Here is a 24,977-nt window from a genome sequence, read left to right as displayed (position 1 = left end):
GACGACCGACCCGACGCGCGGAGGTGGGCGATGAGCACAGCCGGAACGGACCTCGAAACTCTCACCGCCGCGCTGCGAGCCGCCATCGGCGCGGACCGGGTGATCAGCGACCGACAACAGCTGCGCACCTACGAGTGCGACGGGCTGGCCCAGTACAAGGTGGTCCCGGCCCTCGTCGCCCTCCCCGCCGACGCCGCGCAGTGCGCCGCCGTGGTCCGCGCCTGCGTCGCCGCCGACACCCCGTTCGTGGCCCGTGGCTCGGGCACCGGGCTCTCCGGGGGCGCGCTGCCGCACGCCGACGGCGTCCTGATCGTCACCTCGCAGATGCGGGAGATCCTGGAGATCGCCCCGTCCGACGAGCGGGCGGTAGTGCAGCCCGGCGTGATCAACCTGGCGGTCACCCGGGCCGCCGTCCCGCACGGCTGGTACTACGCGCCCGACCCGTCCAGCCAGCAGATCTGCTCCATCGGCGGGAACGTGGCGGAGAACTCCGGCGGCGCCCACTGCCTGAAGTACGGCTTCACCACCAACCACGTCACCGGCGTCGAGCTGGTCACCCCCGACGGCGACCGGGTACACCTCGGCGGCCGCGCGCCCGACGCCCCCGGCTACGACCTGCTCGGAGCGTTCGTCGGCTCCGAGGGCACCCTCGGCATCGCCACCGAGGTGACCGTGCGGCTGACCCGGTTGCCCGAGTCGGTGCGCACCCTGCTGGCCGCCTTCGAGAGCACCGACCAGGCGGGCGCGGCGACCTCGGCGATCATCGCGGCGGGGGTGGTGCCGGCGGCGGTGGAGATGATGGACGCGCTCGCCATCTCCGCTGCCGAGGCGGCCGTGCACTGTGGCTACCCGGCCGGCGCCGGCGCGGTGCTCATCGTCGAGCTGGACGGGCCCGACCCGGAGGTGGCCGCCCAGTTCGACCAGGTCGTACGGCTCTGCCGGGACAACCGGGCGTTCGAGATCCGGATCGCCGCCGACGACGCCGAGCGGGCGCTGTTCTGGAAGGGTCGCAAGTCCGCGTTTGCCGCCGTCGGACGGATCAGCCCCGACTACATCGTCCAGGACGGGGTCATTCCGCGCACCGCCCTGCCCGCGGTGCTGCGCCGCATCGGTGAACTCTCCGCCGAACGTGGCATCCGGGTCGCCAACGTCTTTCACGCCGGCGACGGCAACCTGCACCCGCTCGTCCTGTTCGACGCGGGCGTCGACGGGCAGACCGAACGCGCCGAGGAGGTCTCCGGCGCGATCCTCGACCTCTGCGTGAGCCACGGCGGTTCGATCACCGGAGAGCACGGCGTCGGCATGGACAAGGCGAAGTACATGCCGCGCATGTTCACCGACGACGACCTGGACACCATGCAGTTGCTGCGCTGCGCGTTCGACCCGGCCGGTCTGGCGAATCCGGGCAAGGTCTTTCCGACACCCCGGCTCTGCGGCGAGATCCCCGGTCGACGCAAGGGGGTCCACCCCGCGCAGGAGGCCGGTCTGGCGGAGGCGTTCTGATGCCCGCCGACGCGATCCTCGACCGGCTCCGCGCCGCCGCCCCTGAGGCCGCGACCGACGGCCCGCGGTCCGACGGCTCCGAGTCGGTCCGGCCGGCCGGCGACCACGACGTGATCGCCGGGATGCCCGCGCGCTACGTCGCCACACCCCGCGACACCGCCGGGGCGGCGACATTGCTGCGGGCGGCCGCCTCGCTCGACCTCGCGGTGACGGTCCGCGGCGCGGCCACGAAGCAGGCGTGGGGAAGCCCGCCCCGGCGACTCGACCTGATCCTCGACACCACGGCGCTGGCTGGGGTGGTCGAGCACGCCGCCGGTGACCTGATCACCGTGGTCCGGGCCGGCACCCGCCTCGACGAGCTGGCCGCCACCCTGGCCGGCGCCCGCCAGCAACTCGCCCTCGACGCGCCGCTGCCCGGCGGCACCGTCGGCGGCGCGGTCGCCACCAACACCAGCGGACCTCGCCGGATGCTCTACGGCACCGTGCGCGACCTGATCATCGGGGTCACCCTGGTCCGCGCCGACGGTGTGGTCGCGCACGCCGGAGGCAAGGTGGTCAAGAACGTCGCCGGCTACGACCTGGCCAAGCTGGTCACCGGCGCGTACGGCACGCTCGGGCTGATCACCGAGTGCGCGTTCCGGCTGCACCCGCTGCCGTCCGCGGTCGCGTACGTCACCCGTCGGACCGACGACCCGGCCGAGGCGGGACGGCTCGCCGGCACCGTACGCGCCGCGCAGCTCGTGCCCACCGCGCTGGAGGTGGACGCGCCGGCCGGTGGGGGAGCGGCGGTGACGGTGCTGCTGGAGGGCACCGCGGCCGGGGTGGCCGCCCGCGTGGAGGCGACCCGACGGCTCCTCGGCGGCGACGCCACCGCTTCCGACGAGCCTCCGGACGGTTGGGGCCGGTACCCGTGGCGGGACGGCGACATCGGGCTGAAGCTGACCGCCGCCCTCTCCGGCGTACCGCGGCTGCTGGCCGACGCCCGGGCGGCGGCCGACCGGTGTGGTCTGCCGCTCGCGCTGCGCGGCTCGGCCGGCGTCGGGGTGCTCTACGCCGGGCTGCCCGGCACGGCCGACCCGGAGCGGGTCGCCGGCCTGACCGACGCGCTGCGGACGGCGAGCGCCGCCGTCGCCGGACACGTCGTGGTGCTCACCGCGCCCCCGCCCGTTCGGGACCGCGTGGACCTGTGGGGGCCCGTCGACGGTCTGGCACTGATGCGCCGGGTCAAGGAGCGCTTCGACCCCGATGCCCGGCTCGCGCCCGGCCGATTCGTGGGAGGGATCTGATGGCCATTCCCCGGCAGCCCGACCGTCGCGATCCGGCGAGCGCGGCCCGGTCCGCGGAGACCGCGCCGCTCAGCTCGCCGGGCGGAACCCGCCCGGCAAGCGGGCCCCGCGACGTGCTCGGCCTGGCCGCCCAACCGCCCGGCCAGGGCGCGTTCGACGCGCACCATCCACCCGCCGCCGAGCTGGTCTCGGACTGTGTGCACTGTGGCTTCTGCCTGCCCACCTGCCCCACCTACGTGCTGTGGGGCGAGGAGATGGACTCGCCGCGCGGGCGGATCTACCTGATGAAGGAGGGCCTGGAGGGCGAGCCGCTGTCCGACTCGATGGTCACCCACTTCGACCAGTGTCTCGGCTGCATGTCCTGCGTGACCGCCTGCCCGTCCGGCGTCCGCTACGACCGCCTCATCGAAGACACCCGGCAGCAGGTCGAACGCCGGCACCACCGCGGGCCCCGGGAGCGGGCGCTTCGGGCGGCGATCTTCGCGCTCTTCCCGTACCCGCGGCGGCTGCGGCTGCTACGTGGCCCGCTGCGCGCGTACCAGGCCAGCGGAGTGCGCCGTCTGGTCCAGCGGACCGGACTGCTGCCCCGGCTGGCGCCCACCCTGGCGGCGCTGGAGTCCCTCGCCCCCCGGCTCCGCCGGCCGCAACGCCCACCGAAGCGGGTTCCCGCGGTCGGCCCAAGGCGGGCCGTGGTCGGCATGCTCACCGGCTGCGTACAGGGTGCGTTCCTCCCCGAGGTCAATGCCGCCACCGCCCGGGTGCTCGCCGCCGAGGGCTGTGACGTGGTCATCCTGCCCGACCGGCAGGGTTGCTGCGGTGCGCTGAGCGTGCACAACGGGCGCGAGGCGGAGGCGCAGCGCTTCGCCCGCCGGATGCTCGACACGTTCGCCGCCGCCGGCATCGACTTCTTCGTGGTCAACGCGGCGGGCTGCGGCTCCACCCTCAAGGAGTACGGCGACCTGCTCCGGGACGATCCCGGCTACGCGGCGCTCGCCGCCGACTTCGCCGGCAAGGTGCGTGACCTGTCCGAGCTTCTCGACGAGCTGGGTCCGGTCGCCACCCGGCACCCACTGCCGGTGACCGTCGCCTACCACGACGCCTGCCACCTGGCCCACGCCCAGGGCGTCCGCGCCCAGCCCCGCCGGCTGCTGCGCGACATTCCCGGGTTGGAGCTGCGGGAGATCGCCGACCCGGAGATCTGCTGCGGGTCGGCGGGGATCTGGAACGTGCTCCACCCCGGGCCGGCCGCCGAACTCGGCGACCGCAAGGCCCGCACCGTACTGGCCACCGGGGCGCGGCTGCTCGTCACCGCCAACCCCGGCTGCCTCATGCAGGTCGCCGCCGCGGTGACCCGCGCCGGCGGCGACATCGCGCTGGCCCATACCGCCCAGGTCCTCGACGCCTCCCTCCGCGCCCGCCCGGTGGAGGAGCTGCTGTAGGGCCCCAACTCACCCGCCACCGTCTCCGAGCGTCGAGGTGACCCATGTTCGACCAGTTCACAGTCGTCACCGATCCCGTCAGCGACTCCGTCGCGCTGTCGGCAATCTTCGCCGTCCTGCCTCTGCTCACCCTCTTCGTGCTGCTCGGCGTGCTGAAGGTGCGGGCCTGGCTGGCCGGGCTGATCTCGCTCGCGGTCGCGCTGGTGGTGGCGGTCGCCATCTACGCCATGCCCGTCGGGCAGGCCGTGCTGTCGGCCACCGAGGGCGCCGCCTTCGGCTTCTTCCCGATCCTGTGGATCGTCCTCAACGCGATCTGGGTCTACAACCTCACCGTCGAGAGCGGACACTTCGACGTGTTGCGCCGCTCGTTCGAACGGGTCAGTCCGGACATGCGGATCCAGGCGATCATCATCGCGTTCTGCTTCGGCGCGCTGCTGGAGGCGTTGGCCGGCTTCGGCACGCCGGTTGCCATCACCGTGGTGATGCTGATGGCGCTCGGCTTCCGCCCGATCCACGCCGCCTCGGTGGCGCTGCTGGCCAACACCGCGCCGGTGGCGTTCGGCGCGCTCGCCACCCCGGTCGTCACCCTGGCCACCGTCACCAGTGGCGTCAACGACGACTCGCGGCTCACCGTGGACACCCTCGGCGCGATGGTCGGCCGGCAGACGCCGATCCTCGCGGTGGTCGTACCGCTGCTGCTGGTGGTCCTGGTGGACGGGCGGCGCGGTATCCGGCAGACCTGGCCCGCCGCGTTGGTCGCGGGCGTGACCTTCGGCCTGGCGCAGTTCGTCGCCGCGAACTACATCTCCGTGCCGCTGACCGACATCGTCGCGGCGTTGGTCTCGGCCGCCGCCGTCGTGCTGCTGATCCGCGTCTGGCGCCCGGTCACCCCGGCCGACCTGGGCCGCGAGCCGGAGGTGGCGAGCGTGCCGGCCGCCCGCGAGCCCGCCGAGGCCGAGCTTGCCGACCCGGGCGCCGTCCGCGCCACGGCCGGCCGCCGCTCCGGTACGACCACCGCGGCCGCGCCGTCGCTCGACGGCCCGGGCGGCGAGTCGCCGCCGGGGGACCCGTTCGTCTCGGACGACGCGCCGGGGGAGGATCGGGATCGGACGGCGGCCGATGCCGGGGCGGGCCACATCCGAGCGGCCGCTCCCCGGCTCGCCGACACCCCCGCCGAGGTGGCCCGCGCGTACGCGCCCTACCTGATCATCATCGCGATCTTCTCCATCGCCAACCTCGGGGCGGTGAAGGACGTCCTGGCGAAGGAGCCGTGGACGGTGAAGTTCGCCTGGCCGGGCCTGGACATCCTGGGCGGGAACGGCAATCCGCTGTCGTCGGCCACGTACACCCTCAACTGGCTGCCCGCCGCCGGCACACTGATGATCCTCGCCGGGGTGCTCACCGCGTTGGTGCTGCGGGTCTCCGTCGGCCAGGCGCTGCGAGCCTACGGGCGTACCTACGTCGAGCTGCGGTACGCGATCGTCACCGTCATGGCGGTGCTCGCCCTGGCGTACGTGATGAACCAGTCCGGGCAGACCAACACGCTCGGCGCGTTCCTGGCCGCCGCCGGTGGGGCGTTCGTCTTCCTCTCGGCGATCCTCGGCTGGATCGGCGTGGCGGTCACCGGCTCGGACACCTCGGCCAACGCGTTGTTCGGGGCGTTGCAGGTGGAGACCGCGGCGCGCGCCGGGCTGGACCCGGTGCTGCTGGCGGCCGCCAACTCCTCCGGCGGGGTGCTGGGCAAGATGATCAGCCCCCAGAACCTGGCCATCGCCGCCGCCGCGGTCGGCATGGCCGGCCGAGAGGGGGAGATCTTCCGCAAGGTGTTCGGCTGGAGCCTGCTCCTGCTGTTGTTCATGTGTGTACTGGTCGCGCTCCAGGGCTCGCCGGTCCTCGGCTGGATGGTGCCCTGACCCCCGCCCGGCAGGTGGGGCCGTCCCCCGCGAAGGGACGGCCCGCACCGGCCGGCTAGCGCAGACGGGACTCGATCGCGTCGATGATGCGCGGACGCAGTTCGGCGGCGCGGACCACCGCGTCCACCGAGCCCACCTCGACGGCGCGCTGGATGTTGTGCACGCGGTCGAACTCGGTGGCCACCTCGCCGAGCTTCTCCGCGCGCACCGAGGAGCGCAGCTCGTCGAGCTCCGCGGTCAACGCGGCGCGCTCGGTGCCGGCCGCGGCCGCGACCCGGGCCTCCAGGGCCCGTACGCGAGGGTCGGCCGCCGTGCGGGCGTTGACGTCCCCGGCGAACACCACGGCGGCGGCGGGAGCGCCACCGAGCACCGAGGCGAACGAGCCTTCCAGCGCGAGCACCGTCATGTTCGGGTTCAGCGCCTTCGAGAACACCACGAACGCGCCGCCGTGGTACCGCGAGATCACGCAGAAGACGATGGGCCCCCGGAAGTTGACGATCGCCCGGCCGATCTCGGCCCCGTACTCCAGTTGCAGCTTGCGCATCGACTCCGGCGAGCCGTCGAAGCCCGACAGGTTCGCCAGCACCACCAGCGGCCGATTGCCGCTGGCCGCGTTGATCGCCCGCGCGGCCTTCTTCGACGACCGCGGGAACAGCGTGCCCGCGGTGTAGGTGTCCGGGCCGTCGGTGGGCGGGAAGCCGCGCCGCGGCACCGATCGTGACTCGATGCCGAGCAGGCACACCGGGATGCCCCCGAGGTGCACGTCCTGCACCACCGCGGTCTCCGCGTCGGCCATGCCCGCCCAGCGTTCCAGCACCGGGTGGTCCTGGTCGGAGAGCGCCCGCATCACCGTTCGGATGTCGAACGGCTTCTTGCGGTCCGGGTTGGACTCGGCGGAGAAGATCTCCCCGACAGTGCTGAACGCACTGCCCGCCACGTCGTGCGGGAAGGCGGAGATGTCACGGTCCACCGGGTCGATGGTGGTCGCCCGCCGGGGCGCGTCCTCGCCGGGCGCGACGTACGTGTGGTCGTAGTGCGACATCAACACGTCCCGCGCGGCGGTCAGGTTCGGCGCCCAGTACTGCGCCTGCCCGTTCGGCCCCATCACCCGGTCGTAGCCACCGATGCCGAAGTTGTCCTCGGCGGACACGCCACCGGAGAAGTCGAGCGACTGCTTGCCGGTGAGCACCATCGCCGACTCCGGTGTCATCACCAGGACGCCCTTGGTGTGCATGAGCATCGTCGCCTCGGCGTTCCAGTACGGCTGCGCGCCGACGTTGATGCCCGCGACGACAATGTTGATCTCACCCCCGGCCTGGGTGAACTCGACGATCCGCTTCAGCGCCGCGGCCACCCAGTCCATGTTCTCCGTACCCGAGGTCATGGAGATCCGGGCCCCGGCGGACAGCGCCCACCACTCCAGCGGCACCCCCATCCGCTCCGCCAGGTCCAGCGCGGCGATCACCCGCCGGCACTCCGGCTCCGACAGGGCGCCCAGCGACTTCGTCGGGTCGCCGAGCAGCACGACCCGGGTGACACCCTGCGGATGCCGCACGGTCGGCGTGGTGACCACCCCGGCGACGATCGCGGCGCCGTTGCGCCCCTTCGGCCGGTCCACCGGCACCAGCGCGTGGTCGTCGTCGAGGTCGTGCTCGACGAAGTCACCGAGCCGGCCGGTCAGCTCGTACGGGTACACCGTGTTGCGGCTGCTCGCGCGCAGCACCTTCAACCGGTACTCGTCGAGCGGCTCGACCGGCTCCACCGGCGGCGCGCCGATGGCCAGCTCCGCGCCGCCCGCCGTGTCGAAGGAGATCCGCACGGCGATCTTGGTCAGCTCGCCGGTACGCCGGTCGCGCTGCCGCGCGATGAACAGGATCTCCTCCAGCCCGGCGCCCGCGGTCGTCGGGCGCACGCGCCCGGCGATCATCTCCATCTCCTCGCGGGTCAGCTCGCTCGGCGGCCAGACGTAGATCACGATCCGGTTGGTGTTGAAGCGCGTCTTCGACGGTCGCCGCGACTGGGCGCGGCGGATCGAGTCGAGGCACGCCGCCACGGCGTCCTCGGTCGTCGGCAGCGCGACCAGCCGGCCGTCGTGCTCGCGCAGCTCGGTCAGGTCACGCACCTGCGCGAACGCGACGAGGCGCTCGTCCGCCCGGTTCTCCCGCGCCACGGCCTGGAAGAGGTAGACCTCCTCGTCCGACGACGGCAGCCGGGTCAGGTCGAACTGGTGCAGCCGCTCCAGCTGCATCCGCTGCGCGATGTACGGGTGCAGGCCGCGGATCAGCCGGTCCTCGGTCATCCCTGGGCCGGACGGGCGGAAGGTGAAGTGGTGGTGCATCACCGCTCCGCCGCGACCCGCGACGGTGGCGGTGAGCCGACGGACCTGGGGCGGCAGCGGGTGCGCGGTGATGACCTCGAGCAGCGCCTCCACCATCGCGTCGAAGTCCTCCGGCTGGTTCTCCCAGCCGAGGTAGATGTCGGCGTCGACGGCGTCCTCGCCACGTGCCAGCTCGGCGAGCCCGCGCAGCGCGCTGCCGAGCGCGTCGAAGCTCACCGCGGCGGAGACCACGCTCGAGTCCGCGCGCTCGGCGACCACGAACGCGCAGCCCGCGACGTCGCTGCTGCGCACGCTGGTGAGCGCCTTGTTGCCGTAGTACCGGCGGGTCAGCACCTCCAGCATCACCGCGTTGTCGAGGTGATCACGGACGAGCCGCTGGCCGAGCAGCCGTACCAGGGGCTCGGTGCTACGTACCATCTCCGCGATGCGCTCGGTGCGGTCCGCCGCGTCCGGGTGCGCGTCCAGATGCCTCAGGTGCCCACGGACCTCGGCGTAGACGCGGGCGCGGTTGCGGCGCAGCAGCGGCTGGGCGAACCAGGCGAACACCACGCCACGGGCGAGGTCGGCGACCGCGGGGAAACGGACCTGAGTCGCCGCCACCAGCCGCTCCAGCGCGAGACCGGCGGGCTCGCGCAGCGTCTCGTCCGGCGGAGTCTCCCGCAGCCAGGAGCGCAGCAGCGCCGCGACGACCGCGGCGTCGGCGGTCGCGCGTTGCTGGGCGAGGAAGATCCGGAACACGGCGGCTTCGAGCTGGGGCGAGCGCTCCAGGTCGGTGACGCCGTAGTGCCCGAGAGCCTTCGCCAGCTTGGCCTGGAAGGAATCGGGCAGAGCGGCCCGCTCGACGTCGAGGCTCTGCAGGTAGGTGTGCAAGTACTCACGGGCGCTGCGGACGTGGGCGCCGCCGTCCTCACCCGTCGGCCGGTTGCGGCTCAGCTCGGTGAGGTCGGCGAACACGTCGACAAGGTCGAGTTCCTCGGCCAGTGGCCGGTGGCCCGCCTCGGTGGCCTCCCGCCGCGCGGCGAGGTAGTCGTCGAGCACGCGACGGTCGTCGTGCGGGTCGACGTCGAAGCCGAGCAGCAGGCCGCGCAGGTCCTCCTGGCCGCGCCGGCTGCGCAGGTGCGCCGGAACATCCTCGGCGGTGGCGGGAAGGTCCAGCTCGACGGAGCCGGCCGTCGGGTCGTCCGTGGTCTCGTCGGCGTCGTCGGCGAGGGGCTCCAGCCGCAGCAGGGGCGCGCCGGCCTCCACCTGGCTGCCCACGGAGACCGCGCACTCCTTCAGCCGCGCCTTGAACGGCGCCCGCAGCACCGTCTCCATCTTCATGGCTTCCAGCACCAGCACCGGCGCGCCCGCCTCGACCTCGGCGCCCACCTCCAGCGGCGTGGCGACGACCAGCGCGGGCATGGGGGACCGGACGACGCCGCCCTCGTCGCGGCTGACCCGGTGCGTCACGCCGTCCACCTCGACCAGGTGGGTCGGCCCGTGCGTGCCGGTCAGCAGGCGGTACCGGGCGCCGTTGACGACGATCTGGCCGGTGTGCCGGTCGAACCGGTCGAGTTCGACGTCGGCGGTGCGCACCGCGGCGCCCACCTCGATGCCGACGCGGAACCGGTGCGCGCCGACCCGCGCCACGCGCATGCGGTAGGTGACCCCGCGCAGCTTGAGGTCCAGCGGCCGGCCGCTCTGGTGCTGCACCTGGGGGCGCCCACCGGACGCCGTCGACAGCAGGCGCTGCCGCTCGACGCTCTCCTCCTCCTCGTACGCCTCGATGGCAGCGGCCGCCAACGCGACTCCGGAGTGCCGGTGCGCGACGAGTCGGCCCTCGCCGCGGACACGGTCGATCCAGCCGGTGTCCGCGCTGGCGTCGATCACCTCGGGCTGGTCGAGCAGGTCGAGCACGAAGCTCTTGTTCGTCGCGCCGCCCTCGATGATCACCGTGGTGTTCGCCATCGCCCGGCGCAGCTTGCCGAGCGCCTCGGCACGGTCGCGGCCGTACGCGATGATCTTCGCGATCATCGAGTCGAAGTCGGCCGGGATGGTGTCACCCTCGCTGACGCCGGTGTCCACCCGGATGCCCGGGCCGCTGGGCAGGTCCAGCCGGGCGATGCGGCCCGGCGACGGCGCGAAGTCGCGGTCCGGGTCCTCGGCGTTGAGCCGGGCCTCGATGGCGTGCCCGCGCTCCACCGGTGGCTCGCCGTCGAGCCGGCCGCCCGAGGCGACGTGCAGCTGCGCCTTGACCAGATCGAACCCGGTGGTCAGCTCGGTGATCGGGTGCTCGACCTGAAGCCGGGTGTTGACCTCGAGGAACGCGAACAGTTGATCGCCGGGGTGGTACAGGAACTCGACGGTGGCCGCGCCGCAATAGCCGACCGCCAGGGCCAGCCGCTCGGCCGACGCCTTGAGCTCGGCCGCCTGCGCCGGGCTGAGCACCGGCGACGCCGACTCCTCGATGACCTTCTGGTTGCGTCGCTGGACCGAGCAGTCGCGGACCCCGAGCGCCCAGGCGGTGCCCTGCCCGTCGGCGATCACCTGGACCTCGACGTGCCGGGCCCCGGTGACCAGGCGCTCCAGGAACACGATGCCGCTGCCGAACGCCCGCGCCGCTTCCTGGCTGGTGCGCTCGTACGCGTCGTCGAGCTCCGCCTCGCTGGTGATCACCCGGATTCCGCGCCCGCCGCCTCCAGCGGTCGCCTTCAGCATCAACGGGTAACCGATCTCGGCCGCCGCCGCCCGGGCGGCGGCCAGCGTCTCGACGGCGCCGCGGCTCCACGGCGCGACCGGCACGCCGACCTCCTCGGCGATCAGCTTCGAGCCGATCTTGTCACCGAGCTGGCGCATGGCTTCCGCGCTCGGCCCGACGAACGTGACGCCGATCTTCTCGCACAGCTCGGCGAACGCCGGGTCCTCGGCGACGAAGCCCCAGCCGACCCACGCCGCGTCGGCGCCGGTCTCGGTCAGGGCGCGCTCCAGCACCGCGAGATTGAGGTACGGGCGGGTGAACGCCGGACCGAGGTCGTAGGCGATGTCCGCCTCGCGCACGAAGGTGGCGGTACGGTCGACGTCGGTGTACAGGGCGACCGTCTCGATCCGGACGCCGGTCTCCGCGGCCAGCTCTCGGACCGCGTGGATGAGGCGCATGGCTGCCTCACCACGGTTGACGATGGCGACACGGTTGAACACCCGACTGACCCCTTTGGTAGACCATGATCTGCTCGCGGAGAGACGACGGCCCCCGCAGTGATCACCCTTCCGTCTGACGGCTGGCAGCGCCATGACGCAATCACCGAACCACTCGCCCCTCATTTGTAGGAAACCACCAAAAGTTTTTGGCTGCCACGCGGCATCAGGGCGGAGACCCTCGGCGGTGATGGCATTCACGCCGCATCGTGTCCGCGCGGTGACTGAGAGCAGGGAGAATGCTCCGGGCCGGGACGCGTGCGTCAGGTCGGCCTGGTCGACGGAGCTGCGGTTTGATCGGCCGGAACACGGGCACGTGCTGCGGGCGCCCGCCCGCCACCGGGCTCGCCACCGCGATTGAGGAGGCACGATTTGCCGTTCGACGCGAGCGAGTACGGCCGGCACGTGCCGGCCGACGTCTACGACGACGCCTTCGCGCACCTGGATCCGACGGCGGCGGTCGAGCGGCTCGTGGAACTCGCGGACGGTGGTCCGGTCTGCGAGTTCGGGGTGGGCACCGGTCGGCTGGCACTGCCACTGCAGGAACGCGGTCTGACCGTCGCCGGTGTGGAAGGGTCCCCGGCGATGGCCGCTCGACTGCGGGAGAAGCCGGGTGGGGAACGGATCGAGGTGGCCATCGGCGACTTCGCCGCAACCCGGGCGCCGGGTGAGTTCGCTCTGGTGCTCCTGGCGTTCAACACGATCTTCGCGCTGCCGGACCAGGCCGCGCAGGTCGCGTGCTTCCGCAACGCCGCCGCGCACCTGCGTCCCGGCGGTCGCTTCGTCGTCGAGGCATGGGTGCCGGACCTGGCCGCGTTCCGGGCCGGCGCGGCACTGCGGCCGGTCCGGGTCGCGCAGGACACCGTCATGCTGGAGGCCGCTCTGCTGCACCCGGCGGAGCAGCGGATGACCACCACCAAGATCCGGCTCACCGGGACCGGGGTCGACCTGCTTCCCGCGAACCACCGTTACGCCTGGCCCGCCGAACTCGACCTGATGGCCGAACTGTCGGGCATGGCCCGGGAACACCGGTGGGAGGACTGGGCGGGCCGGCCCTTCACCGACGGCAGTCGCGACCACGTGTCGGTCTACCGACGGCCGGTGACGCCATGAGCCGTACCCGCCTCCACCACCGGTGCTGGCGGCCGCCGACGTGCCGGAGGCGAACCGGCACCGACGCGACGAATGAGCGACGACCCGTCGGGTACGCGAGCGGAGCGATGGCAGAACGACCGTGGCGGACCGAAGCCGCGAAGGGGCGAGTGTCGCATCTCGGGTGAATCGCCCCGCTGGTACCGGATCGTCGGCCGGAACCCGGATACGACCAGGGGAGGGTGACTGCGATGAAGGTCAGGAACTCACTGCGCGGGTTGAAGAACAAAATGAACTCGATCGTGGTACGCCGTCGAGGCAGGACTTTCGTGATCAACAAGGCCGACCGGCGTCAGAAGGCCCGGCAGGGCTGAGGGCGGGTCCTGACGTGTCCTGGCTGGCCGGGATGCCTCGCGCGCTCCAGCAGCGCCTGATCAACCCGATCGTCCGGCGCGCGTGGAACTGGAAACTCCCGATCCCCGGCGATGCCCTGCTGGAGACGACCGGACGGCGTACGGGCCGGCCGCGGTACACCCCGGTGTGTGATGGCCTGGACGGTGACATCTTCTGGCTGGTCTCGCAGCGGGGACGCCGTGCCGACTGGGTGCGAAACGTCGAGGCCGATCCCCGCGTCCGGGTGAAGGTCGGCGGCGGACCACGCGCACGCTGGCGGGCCGGGACGGCGCGGATGGTCGAGGACGATGACCCTCGTGAGCGCCAGCGGATGCTCGGGAGGAGCAGCTTCGTGCGCCGGCTCTGCGTGCGCACCTCGAAGGCGATGAACGCGAGCCCGCTGACGGTACGCATTGATCTGGACTCACCCTGATCCTCGCCGGCGCGGCGGGCCGGAGAGCCCGCCGCCCCGGCGCTTCGGGGCGGGTCGCGGGGTCAGTGGCCGTGGTAGAGGGCGTCGACATCGGCGGCGAAGTGTGACTCGACCACCGCACGCTTGATCTTGAGGGTGGGGGTGAGTTCGCCGTCGTCTTCGGTGAGGTCGCGGGGCAGGATGCGGAACGTTTTGATCCTCTCGGCCCGGGACACCGTCCCGTTGGCCTCATCGACGGCCACCTGGATCTCCCTGCACAGCTCAGGGCTGTCTCGTAGCTCCGCTACCGACGCGCCGGAATGGCCGTGGCCGGCTGCCCACCGCCTCCACTCCTGTTGGTCGATGGTGATCAGCGCCGTGACGTACGGCCGGTCATCACCGATCAGGACGCACTGACTGACCAGGGGATGGGCGCGGATGCGTTCCTCGACCGGGGCGGGGGCGAGATTCGTTCCCGCCGCCGTCACGATGATCTCTTTCGTACGGCCGGTGATGCGCAGGTAGCCGTCGTCGTCGAGGCTGCCCTGGTCCCCGGTTCGCAGCCACCCGTCCGCGGTGAAGGTGGCCCGGGTCGCGTCGGGATTGTTCCAGTAGCCGGGGAACACCATCTCGCCGCGCGTGATGACCTCCGCGTCGTCGGCGATGCGGATCTCCACGCCGGGTATCGGGCGACCGACCGTGCCGATCCGCACCGAGGACGGCAGGTTCAGCGTCAACGCCGGTGACGTCTCGGTCAGCCCGTACCCTTCGAGCGCTGTCAGGCCGGCGCCGCGGAAGAAGTGCCCGAGTCGCTCCCCGAGCGGGGCGCCGCCGACGATCGCGGTGCGGCAGCGGCCGCCCAGCGCGGCACGCAGTTTCCGATAAACGATCACGTCGAACACCGTGCGCGCCAGCCGTAGCAGTCCTCCGGGGCCCCCTGGCGTGTCCATGGCGTGGCTGTAGCGCACCGCGACGGCGTCCGCGATGCTGAACAGCCATTCCTGGCGTGCGTCAGCGGCTTTCTGCCGCGTCTGGGTGTGCATCTTCTCGAACACCCTCGGCACGGCGAGGATGAAGGTGGGGCGGTGCTGCTGTAGTTGCGCGAGTACGCCGGTCATCTCGGAGCTGTGCACCAGGGTGGCGCGGGTCAGCACCATGCCGACCTGGATCAGGCGGGCGAACGCGTGCGCCAACGGCAGGAACAGCACCGTCGACGCTCCCGGATGCAGCAGCTCCGGCAGCACCGCGGTGGCGTTGCCGATGTCGCAGTAGATGTTGCGGTGCGTCAGCACGCAGCCCTTCGGCCGACCGGTCGTGCCGCTGGTGTAGACGATCGTCGCCATGTCGCTGCCCGTGACCGCCGTACGGCGGACGTCGACCTGGGCGTCGTCGACGGTTCCACCCTGACCGGCCAGCGCGATCAGGTCACCGGCGTCGATCCGCCACACCTGACGCACGGCGGGCAGGTTGTCGCGCAGGCCGGCGAGAATGGCGGCGTGCCTGTTGGCCTCGACCACACACCCCACCGCGCCGGAGTCGGACAGAATCCATTCCATCTGCTCCGGGCTGGACGTGTCGTAGATCGGGACGGTGACGGCCCCGATGGACCACAGCGCATAGTCGACGAGCGTCCACTCGTAGCGGGTGCGACTCATCAACCCCACCCGGTCACCGTGCCCGATCCCGGCGTCGATGAACCCGCGGGCGAGAGCAAGCACGTCACCGCGGAACTGCGCGCACGTCACGGGCACGTCGCCGCGTGCCGATGGCTCCGCCGGCCAGGCCGGGGAGACCGGGGCCGGGCGCAGGAACTGCACCGCGTGGGGATCCTGACGCGCGTTGTCCCACACCATGTCCGCCAGGCCCGGCGAGGCGGCCCCCGTGACCATCGGCGCTACCGACATCTCCCGCACGTTCGCCGCACCCCCTCCACCACCGGCGCCCGCCTGGCAACCGAAGCGGCTACGCGGTCATGATGACGGCACCGGCGGTCACCCCGACGGTGAACGGCGAAACAGTCCCGCCCGTGACGTGACGACGCCCCGGGCACGACCTACCGCCCGGACTGGTCGACCGGTCAGGCTGGTGAACCGCTATTTGACCTTCCGAGTCGATCGGGCCACGATGCCCTCGTACTCGGGGTGCTTGACCAGCCATTCGCTGAGGAACGGGCAGAGCGGAACGACGGTCCGGCCCTTGGCCCGCGCGTCGTCCATCACCGCACGCGCCAGGGTCGACCCGACGCCCCTACCCTCGAACTCCGGATCGACCTCGGTGTGGGTGTAGACGATGATGGTGCCGGTCAGCTGGTAGGTGACCACGCCGGCGACCACGCCCGCCTCGTCGCGCGCCTCGAATCGCTCCCGCGTCGGCGCGTCTGTCACGGTGAACTGCACCGGCCCATCCAACCACGCTGGTCAGCTAACCTGCCGGCGCGGAGTGCTACTCCTAACCATGATCGGGGAGATCCTGCTGTCCGCCAACACCCGACCCGGCCCGGTATCGGTGGATCCACTCACGGTTGAGGTCGTCGGCCTGACGCTGGTGTTGGGGCACGACAGCGCGACCGGCCGGCATGTCCAGACCGAGGAAATGCAGGATCCCGCGCGTGACGGCGACCATGTCCTCATCGAGGTCCTCGTAGCGGACGACGTGGGGCCGCACGCCGCGCGGAGAACCACGCCTGCCATTCGGCGTTGTGATCGTCGATCGTCTGAATGAGGCCGTCGATTCCTTCCCTATCGAAAGTCGGCTCCTTTCCGGTGCGGTCGCCACCACTGCTCTCGCCGTTGCCGCCGATGTACCAGGCCTGGGTCTGCTCGGCCCGCAGCCAGGACACCGCCTGCGCCAGCACGTCGTCACGCCGCAGATACACGAACCGGGTACGCCCGAATGCCCGCTCCAGCAACGCGACATCCTGGCCGGCGAGGTCGGGGTGGACCATGCCGAGCTTGTCGACCACCTCGTCGAGCGTGCCCCACATCAGCTTCGCGCCGAACACACCGTTGTCGGTACGGCCGGCGTCACGTGCCGCACGTACGTAGGCGGCGTAGTCGAAGCCGCCGTCAGCGGTGCGGGGAAGCAGCCACCGCTCAGCCCACAACGCCTCGTCCGGAGCGCGAAAGTATGCCTGCGGGTGGCCGGCGACGCCCGTGGACTCCAGTAACCCCAGGAGCAGCGAACTGCCGGTGCGCGGGGTACCGCAGATGAAGTAGGAATCAACTCGATCGCTGGCGGTCATCGACACAGCGTGAGGTAACCGCGTCGTCGGCTGGCGCACAAGGGATTTTCCGACCTGTTGCTTCCACCTCGTCACGGCCCTCTCCGGCGCAATCCGCCCAATCCCTTCCGACCGGCGGCTCGTCAGGCGAAACTGGCAGTACGGGAAGCCAGCCGGCGGGGCCGGCCCGAGGGGAGCGCGCCGTGACATCAGGATCGATGAGCCAACGAATCAAGAGCCTGCTCAACAGCCCACGCGGGCGTGACCTGATGCAGCGGGGTCGCCGCCAGGCGGCCAAGCCCAGCACGCAACAGAAGCTTCAACAGCTCATGGCCCGCCTGACCGGCCGCCGCTGAGAAACCTGGCGGACCAGGGGTCAGCGGAGCTGTGATCATGAGCGACACCAGTCTCGGCGTCGACCGCCAACGAGGCAGTGACTACGCCGACCTGTCCCGGCAGGTCCGCGCAGCGGGTCTGCTCGAGCGGCGGCGAGGCCACTACGCCGTACGTATCAGTCTTGTCGTCGGTTCCTTCGTGGGACTGTGGACGCTGTTCGGGCGACTCGGTCAGTCGTGGTGGCAGCTTGGGGTGGCGGTGGCCCTCGCGGTGGTGATCGCCCAGGCCGGGTTCATCGGCCACGATGCCGGGCACCGGCAGATAGGCCGCTCGCGCCGGGCGAACGACCTGATCGGCATCGTGCACGGCAACCTCCTGACCGGGATCAGCTACGGCTGGTGGGTGGACAAACACAACCGGCACCACGCCCACCCGAACACCGAAGGCATGGACCCCGACATCAGCGTGGCGCCCCTGTCATTCACCACCGACCAGGTCCGGCGACGGCGCGGCCTCGGCGCACTGTTCGTCCGTCATCAGGCGTACCTCTTCTTTCCACTACTTCTGCTGGAGGGCCTGCACCTGCACGCCATCAGCCTGCGGGCTGTCCTCGGCCCGCGCCGCCTGGCGCGTCGACCCGCAGAGGCGGGGCTGCTGGTCCTGCATCTGGGCGGCTACCTCGCCGCCGTGTTCCTGGTCCTGAGTCCCGCGCAGGCGGTCGCGTTCATCCTCGTCAACCAGGGCGTGCTGGGCCTCTACCTCGGCTGCTCCTTCGCCCCCAACCACAAGGGCATGCCGATCCTCGGCGCCGAGGACAACCTCGACTACCTGCGGCGGCAGGTCGTCACCTCGCGCAACGTCCGCGGCGGAAGGTTCCTGGACACCGTGTTCGGCGGCCTGAACTACCAGATCGAACATCACCTGTTCCCGAACATGCCGTGCCCCAACCTGCGTCGCGCCGGGCCATTGGTCCAGCGGTTCTGCGCCAAGCACGACATCGACTACCACGAAACCAGTCTGGGCCGCTCCTGGGCGGAGGGGCTGCGCCATCTGCGGGAGGTCGGCAACCCCGACCCGCGAACCGACGTCGCGGTGCGCTGAGGAGCCACAGCGCCATCGCGGAAGCTGGGTGGCCATCGACGCCGCCGCCTGAGGTGACGGCACGTCAAGCGGGGCGGCTGGCAGCACCACATCATCCTTTCGGTTAGGTTCCAACTGACCTTTGGTCTAGTCTCTGCTCATACGGTTGGCGCCGACACGCGGAGTGCGGCCGGTGTGATGCGGAGGAGCCAGCATGATCACGACCACCGACCGGCCCGCGACGACGAGCACCCGCACCGACCACGACGCCTCCGCCGACTCACCCGCCACCGAGCTACTTCTCGCGATGGCGGCGTTGCCCGCCGACCACCCGTCGCGCGCCGCGCTGCGGGACCGGGCGATCGAGGCGTGGCTGCCACTGGCCAACCACCTCGCTCGGCGCTACAGCGGGCGGGGCGAGCCAACCGGCGACCTGACGCAGACCGCGGCACTGGGACTGATCAAGGCGGTGGACAAGTTCGACCCCTCCCGTGGTGTCGACTTCGCCGGTTACGCGATCCCCACGATCGTCGGGGAACTCAAGCGCCACTTCCGGGACCGCACGTGGGACATCCGGGTGCCCCGCCGGCTGCAGGAGATGCGGCTGGCGATCTCGGACGCCAACAGCACCCTTCTGCAGACGTTGGGTCGGTCGCCAACGGTCGCCGACATCGCCGCCCACCTCGGGCTCACCGAGGAGCAGGTGCTGGAAGGGCTGGAGGGTGCGCGGGCGTACAACGCCGTGTCGCTGTCCACCCCGGTCGGTGACGGTGAGCGCGGCACCGAGCTCGGCGAGATGCTGGGCGGCGAGGACGGCGAGTTTGCCCTGGCCGAGCTGCGGGTGGCTCTCGGCCCGGCGCTGGCCACGCTCGACGAGCGGGAGCAGAAGATCCTCACCCTGCGCTTCTACGGCAACCAGACGCAGAGCGAGATCGCCGATCAGATTGGTGTCTCGCAGATGCACGTGTCCCGCCTGCTCGCCCGCGCGCTCGCCAAGCTGCGCACGCAGCTGGTCGACGCCTACTGACCACCGCCAGTTGCCACCTCGCCCCTGTGGTAGACAGTCGGCGTGGTGGAGGTGAGCCAGTCCGGCGAGCGCAGCGTCGACGACACGGTTCTCGACGCTGCCCGGGACTGCGTGCTGGCGTACGGCGTCCGTCGCACGACGATGACGGACGTGGCGCGACGCGCCAGCGTCTCGCGGATGACCGTCTATCGGCGCTGGCCGGACGTGCAGTCCCTGATCGGCGACCTGATGAGCCGGGAGTGGCATCAGGTGCTGATGGCGGCCGCGGACGTCGAGACCGGCGGTTCGGCGCGGTCCCGTCTGGTGTCGCGGGTGGTCGCGGTGGCGGGGCAGCTACGGGACCATCCGCTGCTGTGCAAGATCCGTGACGTCGACCCGGAGGTGCTGCTCCCGTACCTGCTCGACCGGCGGGGCAACGGCCAGGACGAGATGCTCCAGTTCCTCGCGGCGGCGCTGGCCGACGGTCACGAGGACGGCTCGATCCGGCCCGGCAGACCCGACGTCATGGCCCGCGCGGTCTTTCTGACCACGCAGTCCTTCGTGTTGTCCGTCCGCACGGTCGCCGACGACGTGCCGGTCGCCGAGTTCGACCGGGAGCTGGCGCTGCTGGTCGACGGCTACCTGCGATCAAGCTAGCCGGCGATGACGCGCAGTGCCCGCGGGCGGACCTCGACGTGCAGCTCGTCGGTCCGGCCGACGGGATCACCGTCGCCGTACACGGTCATCGGACGGTCGGCGCACACGGTGACCGACGTGCCTCGGTAGGAGAAGACGTGCCCGCGCCGCACGTGCCGGCCGGTGCGCATCTGTCGCAGCGCGATCGGGAACAGCACCTTCGGTGCCTGTCCGATCACCACGACGTCCATCGTCCCGTCGTCGGGCTGCGCCGCCGGGGCGACGTGCAGGCCACCGCCGTAGTAACCGCAGTTGGCGACCACCACCGTGTAGGCGTACGTCTGCTCGGTCCGGCCGTCCACCGTGATCGTGTACCGGGTGCGCGGCCAGCGCATCAGCGCCCGCAGGCCGGCGGTGGGATACACCAGCGGCGCGGGCAGACGCGACCGGTTCGCCAGCTCGTTGGCCGCCGCGTCGACGCCGACGTAGACGCTGCCGACGATGGTTCGTCCAGCGACGCGGAGGACGTCGAGGTGCCGCGGCCGTCCGTGCAGCAGCAGGTCCGCGATCGCGTCCGGGGAGTGCGGCAACCCGAGCTGGCGGGCGAAGTCGTTGCCCCGACCGGCGGGTATGACGCCGAGCAGACCGCCGGTGTCGGCGACCACGCCGGCGAGCAGCCGGATCGTGCCGTCGCCCCCGGCGGCGACGACGACCTCACCGCCCTGCAGCGCCGCCGTGGCGCACCGGCCGGCCTGCTCCGCAGTCTGCGTGTATTCGACCCGTATCCGGGCGCCGGCGGCGCGCAGCAGATGGGCCACCGGCATCAGGCGGGACAATCCTCGGCGTGCGGTGGGCCCGAGGATCACTGCGAAGGACCGCACCTCACGGCACCAGGATGCCGGGATTGAGGATGCCGGCCGGGTCCAGCTGCTGTTTGACCGCCCGCAGCAGGTCCACGGCGACGTCTCCGATCTCCGCGGCGTACCAGGCCCGATGATCCGCGCCGACACCGTGATGGTGGCTGATGGTGGCACCCGCGGCAGCGATCGCGTCGCTGGCCGCCGCTTTCGCCTTCCGCCAGCGGTCGACCGGATTCGCACCGGGAGAGCAGATCACCGTGAAGTACAGCGACGCGCCGGTCTCGTAGACATGGGACACGTGCGCCAGCACCAGGGCGCCGTCCGGCAACGCCTCGAGGATCGCCTGCCGGACCCGGTGGTGCACCTCCGGCAGCGCCGACCAGTACGCCGCGGTTTCCAGGGTCTCCGCGAACGCCCCGGCGTCCAGCAGCGCGTCCCGCAGATACGGGGCGTCGAAGCGGTGTCGCGCCCACTGCTGACCCGGCTCGTCGCCCAGCGGCACGCCGCCGTGCGCAGCCAGCACATCGGCGGCCGCGTCGACGGTGGGAAGGACGTCCGCGCCCTCGTACCCGGCGATGAGCTGGCAGCCGCCGTCGGCGCGTCCGGATCCGGTCGCCCCGATCATGGTCTCGACCTCGTCGGACAGTCGCAGCACCGTGGGTCGCGGCCCGTCCTGCGCCAGCCGCCGTACGGCGTGCAGGCCGTCGGCGAACGACTCGAACCGCCAGCCCTCGTAGTGTGACTGCGCCGGCAGGGGCCGGATCCGGACGGTCACGTCGGTGATGACGCCAAGTGCCCCCTCGCTGCCGAGGAAGATCTGTCGCAGATCGGGACCGGCGGCTGAGGCGGGAGCGCGGCCCGTCCGGACGGTGCCCTGCGGGGTGGCGACCGTCAGCGCCATGACCATGTCGTCGAAGCGGCCGTAGCCGGCCGACGCCTGGCCGGACGACCGGGTGGCGGCGAATCCACCGATGGTGGCGTACTCGTAGGACTGCGGGACGTGGCCGAGGGTGAACCCGTGCTCGGCGAGCAGCTCGGCGGCCCGTGGGGCGCGCAGTCCGGCCTGCAGCGTGGCGGTCCGCGACAACGGGTCGATGGCGACGACGTCGTTCAGCCGGCTCAGATCGACGGCGACGTGCCGCGCCGCGGACGGCGTGAGCCCGCCCACGACGGATGTGCCACCACCGAACGGGACCACGGCCACCCGGTACCGGGAGCAGAGATCGAGGACGGACACCACCTCGGCGTGGTCGGCCGGACGCAGAACGGCCTGCGGGGCCACCCGCACCTGGCCCCGCCGATGGCGTAGCAGGTCGGGTGTCGACATGCCCGACGCGTGTCGTGCCCGGGCGTCGTGGGCGGTGACCACGTGCTCGGCGCCCAACGCCCGTCGCAGCGCGTCGAGGACCCGGGCGTCCAGTTCGCAGTCCGGCACCGCCACCTCGGCCAGCGGGACGGCCGGCGGCGGGGGTGTCAGCTCGAGCACCTGCGCCAGCAGCGTCGAAGCGGAGTCCGGTAGCGCCTTCGCGTTCCTCGTGGTGCCCCAACGGGCCCACCCGACGGCCGACGCTTCCCCTTCCATATTCATGTGTGACAGAGTGACATCCAACGTCACTGCATCGCAAGGAGGCGTGTGAAAACCTCGCTGACCGTCTCCCGCCGGGAACGTGACCTCGCCGAGCTGGTCGCCGGCACGTCAGTCGACGTCCTGGTCGTCGGGCTGGGCGTCACCGGCGCCGGAGTGGCGCTCGACGCCGCGAGCCGCGGACTGTCCGTGGTCGCCGTCGACGCCGACGACCTGGCCCACGGCACCTCCCGCTGGAGCTCGAAACTGATCCACGGCGGCCTTCGATATCTCGCGCACGGCCAGATCGGCATCGCCTACGAGAGTGCCGCCGAGCGCCACCTGCTGCTGACTCGCACCGCACCGCACCTGACGCGCCCGTTGCCGATGCTGCTCCCGGCGACCGCGTACACCAGCCGATGGCAGGCGGGCGCCGCGGCGGCCGGCCTGCACGCCGGAGACCTGCTGCGTGCCTGCGCCGGGACCTCCCGACGGACCCTTCCCGGAACGCGCAGGCTCGGCTCGGCCGAAGCGGGCGCGATGGCACCCGCCCTACGTCCGGCCGGTCTCCGCGGAGCACACCTGTCCTGGGACGGCCAGCTCTGCGACGACGCCCGACTCGTCGTCGGCCTCGCGCGCGCCGCCGCGGAGCACTCCGCCCGCATCCTGACCCGCTGCCGGGCGATCAGCCTGCACCGGGAGGGCGCCACCATCGAGGACACCCGCACCGGCACACGCATGCACGTCGCCGCCCGCGCGGTCATCAACGCCACGGGCGTGTGGGCCAGCAGCCTGACCCCACACGTACGCCTGCGCCCGTCACGGGGAACCCACATCGTCCTGTCCGCCGCCCGTCTGGGCGGACTCTGGGCCGGCCTGACCATCCCCGTCCCCGGCGAGTTCACCCGCTACGTCTTCGCCCTGCCCCAGACCGACGGCCTGGTGTACGCCGGACTCACCGACGAGCCGGTGAACGGACCGGTCCCCGACGTGCCGCGACCCACCGACGCCGACATCGCGTTCCTGCTCGACGTCCTCAACAGCGTCCTCGACCAGCCGCTGCGACCCACCGACGTCCTGGGCGCCTACGCCGGGCTGCGACCTCTGTTGGACGCCGGTGACAGCCGAACCGCCGACCTCTCCCGCCGGCACGCCGTCATCGACGACCCCGACGGGATCATCAGCGTGATCGGCGGCAAGCTCACCACGTACCGCCGGATGGCTCAGGACGCCGTCGACACCGCCATCCGTCAGCGCCGCCTCCCGGCCGGCCCCTGCCGCACCCGCCGCCTCCCGCTGCCCGGCGCGGCGAGCAGAACACAGCTGGCCCGGGTCCCCGCGCCACGCCGGCTCGTCCACCGGTACGGCACCGAGGCCGTCGACGTCCTGGCCGAGGCGCCCACCGAACTCCGGCAGCCGATCGGCCCCGACATCCCGGTCACCGGTGCGGAACTGCTCTGGGCCGCCCGGCACGAACTCGCCCTCACCGTCGACGACCTGCTCGACCGGCGCACCCGCATCGGTCTCGTTCCGGCGCACCGCGAGGCCGCACAGCCCACGGCGCGAGACGTCCTCGCACTGGCCGCCGAGGGGTGACGGGGAATTTCGCCGGTCGTCCGACCGTCGCCTCTTCTCCTGCTAGCGTCGTTTTTGCCCGGGGAGCTTCCGTCGGCGGTCCACGCCGCCTGAGCCATCAGCCGACCGTCGCGGGTGCCGCCTGAGCAGACCGTGCGACGACGGTCCGCACGAGTCGCGGGGGGTCCGGGGCCATGTTCGAGGGCTTCGAGGAGTTCGACATCCCCACGTCGGGGGCGACGATCCACGGACGCCGTGGCGGAAGCGGGCCTCCGGTCCTGCTCCTGCACGGCATCCCCGAGACGCACCTCATGTGGCATCGCTTAGCGCCGCGGCTCGCCGAGCACCACACCGTGGTCGTCACCGACCTGCGCGGCTGGGGCGACAGCGGCACACCGCCGAGCAGCGCCGATCATGAGCCGTACAGCATGCGAGCGATCGCCCGCGACCAGGTCGAGGTCATGCGCAGTCTGGGCCATGAGCGGTTCGGGCTCGTCGGGCATGATCGCGGCGCACGGTGCGCCTACCGTCTCGCGCTCGACGAACCGGACGTCGTCACCCGGCTCGCCGTCCTGGACGTCGTCCCGGTCGGCGACGTGTACGACCGGGCCGACATGGCGTTCAGCCTCTCGTACTGGGTCTGGTCCTTCCTGGCGGCGCCGGCGCCGGTGCCCGAGCGGTTCATCGCCGCGGCGCCGGCCGTCCTCGTGGATTTCATGCTGGACACGTGGCCCGAGGTGAAGGACGCGTTCCCGGCCGAGGTGCGAGCCGCCTACGTCAGGCAGTTCAGCGATCCCGCCACCGTCCACGCGATCTGCGAGGAGTTCCGCGCCGCCGCGACGGTGGACTACCAGCAGGACGAGGCGGACCGAGGCAACCGCAAGATCGCCTGCCCGGTTCTGTTTCTCTGGAGTCAACGGGGTCAGGTCGCGAGGCTCTATGACGACCCGCTCGGCATCTGGAGACAATGGTCCGACGACGTTCGTGGCGGCCCGGTCCCGGTTGGCCACTTCATTCCGGAAGAGGCTCCCGAGGAGACCACACGGCAACTGCTGGATTTCCTGACGTAGGGCGGTGACGAGCGGCGGGTGCCGGATGGGCGTCGCAGGCCTATATCGTCACGCTGCCCACCCGACGGCAAGGAGTCACC

Annotated in this window: 18 protein-coding genes and 1 pseudogene; 13 read left to right on the top strand and 6 right to left on the bottom strand. The window is 71.8% G+C overall.

Translation table 11 applies throughout. From position 1 onward, the window contains the following. Positions 1-30 precede the first annotated feature (30 nt). From ACWD5O_RS21770 to ACWD5O_RS21755, 4 genes are read left to right on the top strand one after another with little or no spacing between them, the layout of a single operon-like run. The gene (locus ACWD5O_RS21770) at positions 31-1,503 is read left to right on the top strand and encodes an FAD-linked oxidase C-terminal domain-containing protein (RefSeq protein ID WP_450086358.1); all 1,473 of its coding nucleotides are present in this window, start codon (positions 31-33) and stop codon (positions 1,501-1,503) included. Beyond that, complete coding sequence (locus ACWD5O_RS21765) at positions 1,503-2,789, top strand: FAD-binding oxidoreductase (protein WP_450086357.1); 1,287 nt, start codon at positions 1,503-1,505, stop codon at positions 2,787-2,789. The genes ACWD5O_RS21770 and ACWD5O_RS21765 overlap by 1 nt, the downstream gene beginning before the upstream one ends. Then, positions 2,789-4,228 carry a (Fe-S)-binding protein gene (locus ACWD5O_RS21760; protein ID WP_450086356.1) on the top strand — a complete coding sequence of 480 codons (1,440 nt, stop codon included), beginning with the start codon at positions 2,789-2,791 and terminating at the stop codon, positions 4,226-4,228. Before ACWD5O_RS21765 ends, ACWD5O_RS21760 begins: the two co-directional genes overlap by 1 nt. Positions 4,229-4,272: 44 nt before the next feature. Further along, on the top strand, positions 4,273-6,141 hold the full coding sequence (locus ACWD5O_RS21755) for an L-lactate permease (protein ID WP_450086355.1): 1,869 nt from the start codon (positions 4,273-4,275) through the stop codon (positions 6,139-6,141). Positions 6,142-6,196: 55 nt separating this feature from the next. On the opposite strand, the gene ACWD5O_RS21750 is transcribed toward ACWD5O_RS21755, so the two are convergent. Further along, complete coding sequence (locus ACWD5O_RS21750; protein ID WP_450086354.1) at positions 6,197-11,656, bottom strand: ATP-binding protein; 5,460 nt, start codon at positions 11,654-11,656, stop codon at positions 6,197-6,199. A gap of 369 nt (positions 11,657-12,025) precedes the next feature. Here ACWD5O_RS21750 and ACWD5O_RS21745 point away from each other — a divergent pair, with 369 nt between their 5' ends. From ACWD5O_RS21745 to ACWD5O_RS21735, 3 genes are all read left to right on the top strand, one after another. Then, positions 12,026-12,766 carry a class I SAM-dependent DNA methyltransferase gene (locus ACWD5O_RS21745; protein ID WP_450086353.1) on the top strand — a complete coding sequence of 247 codons (741 nt, stop codon included), beginning with the start codon at positions 12,026-12,028 and terminating at the stop codon, positions 12,764-12,766. A gap of 230 nt (positions 12,767-12,996) precedes the next feature. Beyond that, a complete protein-coding gene (locus ACWD5O_RS21740; RefSeq protein ID WP_089020301.1) occupies positions 12,997-13,119 on the top strand; it encodes a ribosomal protein bL36 in 123 nt (40 codons plus the stop codon). Positions 13,120-13,151: 32 nt separating this feature from the next. Then, positions 13,152-13,571 (top strand): nitroreductase/quinone reductase family protein, encoded by a 420-nt coding sequence (locus tag ACWD5O_RS21735; RefSeq protein ID WP_387327442.1) that lies wholly within the window; start codon positions 13,152-13,154, stop codon positions 13,569-13,571. Positions 13,572-13,633: 62 nt separating this feature from the next. Here the strand turns inward: ACWD5O_RS21735 and ACWD5O_RS21730 are convergent, their stop codons facing one another. The 3 genes and pseudogenes from ACWD5O_RS21730 to ACWD5O_RS21720 form a co-directional block, all read right to left on the bottom strand. After that, positions 13,634-15,454 carry an AMP-dependent synthetase/ligase gene (locus ACWD5O_RS21730; protein WP_450086352.1) on the bottom strand — a complete coding sequence of 607 codons (1,821 nt, stop codon included), beginning with the start codon at positions 15,452-15,454 and terminating at the stop codon, positions 13,634-13,636. Between the two features lie 189 nt (positions 15,455-15,643). Then, on the bottom strand, positions 15,644-15,946 hold the full coding sequence (locus ACWD5O_RS21725; RefSeq protein WP_354965697.1) for a GNAT family N-acetyltransferase: 303 nt from the start codon (positions 15,944-15,946) through the stop codon (positions 15,644-15,646). A 52-nt stretch (positions 15,947-15,998) separates the two neighbouring features. Then, positions 15,999-16,791: pseudogene (locus tag ACWD5O_RS21720) on the bottom strand (Stf0 family sulfotransferase). 197 nt (positions 16,792-16,988) lie between these two features. Here ACWD5O_RS21720 and ACWD5O_RS21715 point away from each other — a divergent pair. The 4 genes from ACWD5O_RS21715 (at position 16,989) to ACWD5O_RS21700 (ending at position 19,849) form a co-directional block, all read left to right on the top strand. Next, complete coding sequence (locus ACWD5O_RS21715; protein ID WP_450086351.1) at positions 16,989-17,126, top strand: hypothetical protein; 138 nt, start codon at positions 16,989-16,991, stop codon at positions 17,124-17,126. Between the two features lie 37 nt (positions 17,127-17,163). Next, a complete protein-coding gene (locus tag ACWD5O_RS21710) occupies positions 17,164-18,207 on the top strand; it encodes a fatty acid desaturase family protein (RefSeq protein WP_354965694.1) in 1,044 nt (347 codons plus the stop codon). Between the two features lie 193 nt (positions 18,208-18,400). Then, entirely contained in the window at positions 18,401-19,213 is an 813-nt protein-coding gene (locus tag ACWD5O_RS21705) for an RNA polymerase sigma factor SigF (RefSeq protein WP_450086350.1), read from the top strand. Positions 19,214-19,255: 42 nt separating this feature from the next. Next, complete coding sequence (locus tag ACWD5O_RS21700; RefSeq protein WP_450086349.1) at positions 19,256-19,849, top strand: TetR/AcrR family transcriptional regulator; 594 nt, start codon at positions 19,256-19,258, stop codon at positions 19,847-19,849. Here ACWD5O_RS21700 and ACWD5O_RS21695 read toward each other — a convergent pair. Both ACWD5O_RS21695 and ACWD5O_RS21690 read right to left on the bottom strand, forming a co-directional pair. Continuing rightward, complete coding sequence (locus ACWD5O_RS21695) at positions 19,846-20,709, bottom strand: diacylglycerol/lipid kinase family protein (protein WP_450086348.1); 864 nt, start codon at positions 20,707-20,709, stop codon at positions 19,846-19,848. The genes ACWD5O_RS21700 and ACWD5O_RS21695 overlap by 4 nt on opposite strands. A gap of 1 nt (position 20,710) precedes the next feature. Continuing rightward, positions 20,711-22,276: an FAD-binding oxidoreductase gene (locus tag ACWD5O_RS21690; protein WP_450086347.1), complete on the bottom strand. Its 1,566-nt coding sequence runs from the start codon at positions 22,274-22,276 to the stop codon at positions 20,711-20,713. A 45-nt stretch (positions 22,277-22,321) separates the two neighbouring features. Between ACWD5O_RS21690 and ACWD5O_RS21685 the strand changes: the two genes are divergently transcribed. Both ACWD5O_RS21685 and ACWD5O_RS21680 read left to right on the top strand, forming a co-directional pair. After that, on the top strand, positions 22,322-23,848 hold the full coding sequence (locus ACWD5O_RS21685) for a glycerol-3-phosphate dehydrogenase/oxidase (protein WP_450086346.1): 1,527 nt from the start codon (positions 22,322-22,324) through the stop codon (positions 23,846-23,848). A 173-nt stretch (positions 23,849-24,021) separates the two neighbouring features. Continuing rightward, positions 24,022-24,897: an alpha/beta fold hydrolase gene (locus ACWD5O_RS21680; protein ID WP_450086345.1), complete on the top strand. Its 876-nt coding sequence runs from the start codon at positions 24,022-24,024 to the stop codon at positions 24,895-24,897. Positions 24,898-24,977 lie beyond the last annotated feature (80 nt).

This window comes from Micromonospora sp. NPDC005161 (assembly GCF_053599855.1).
This window is presented reverse-complemented; position numbering and strand designations above follow the sequence as displayed.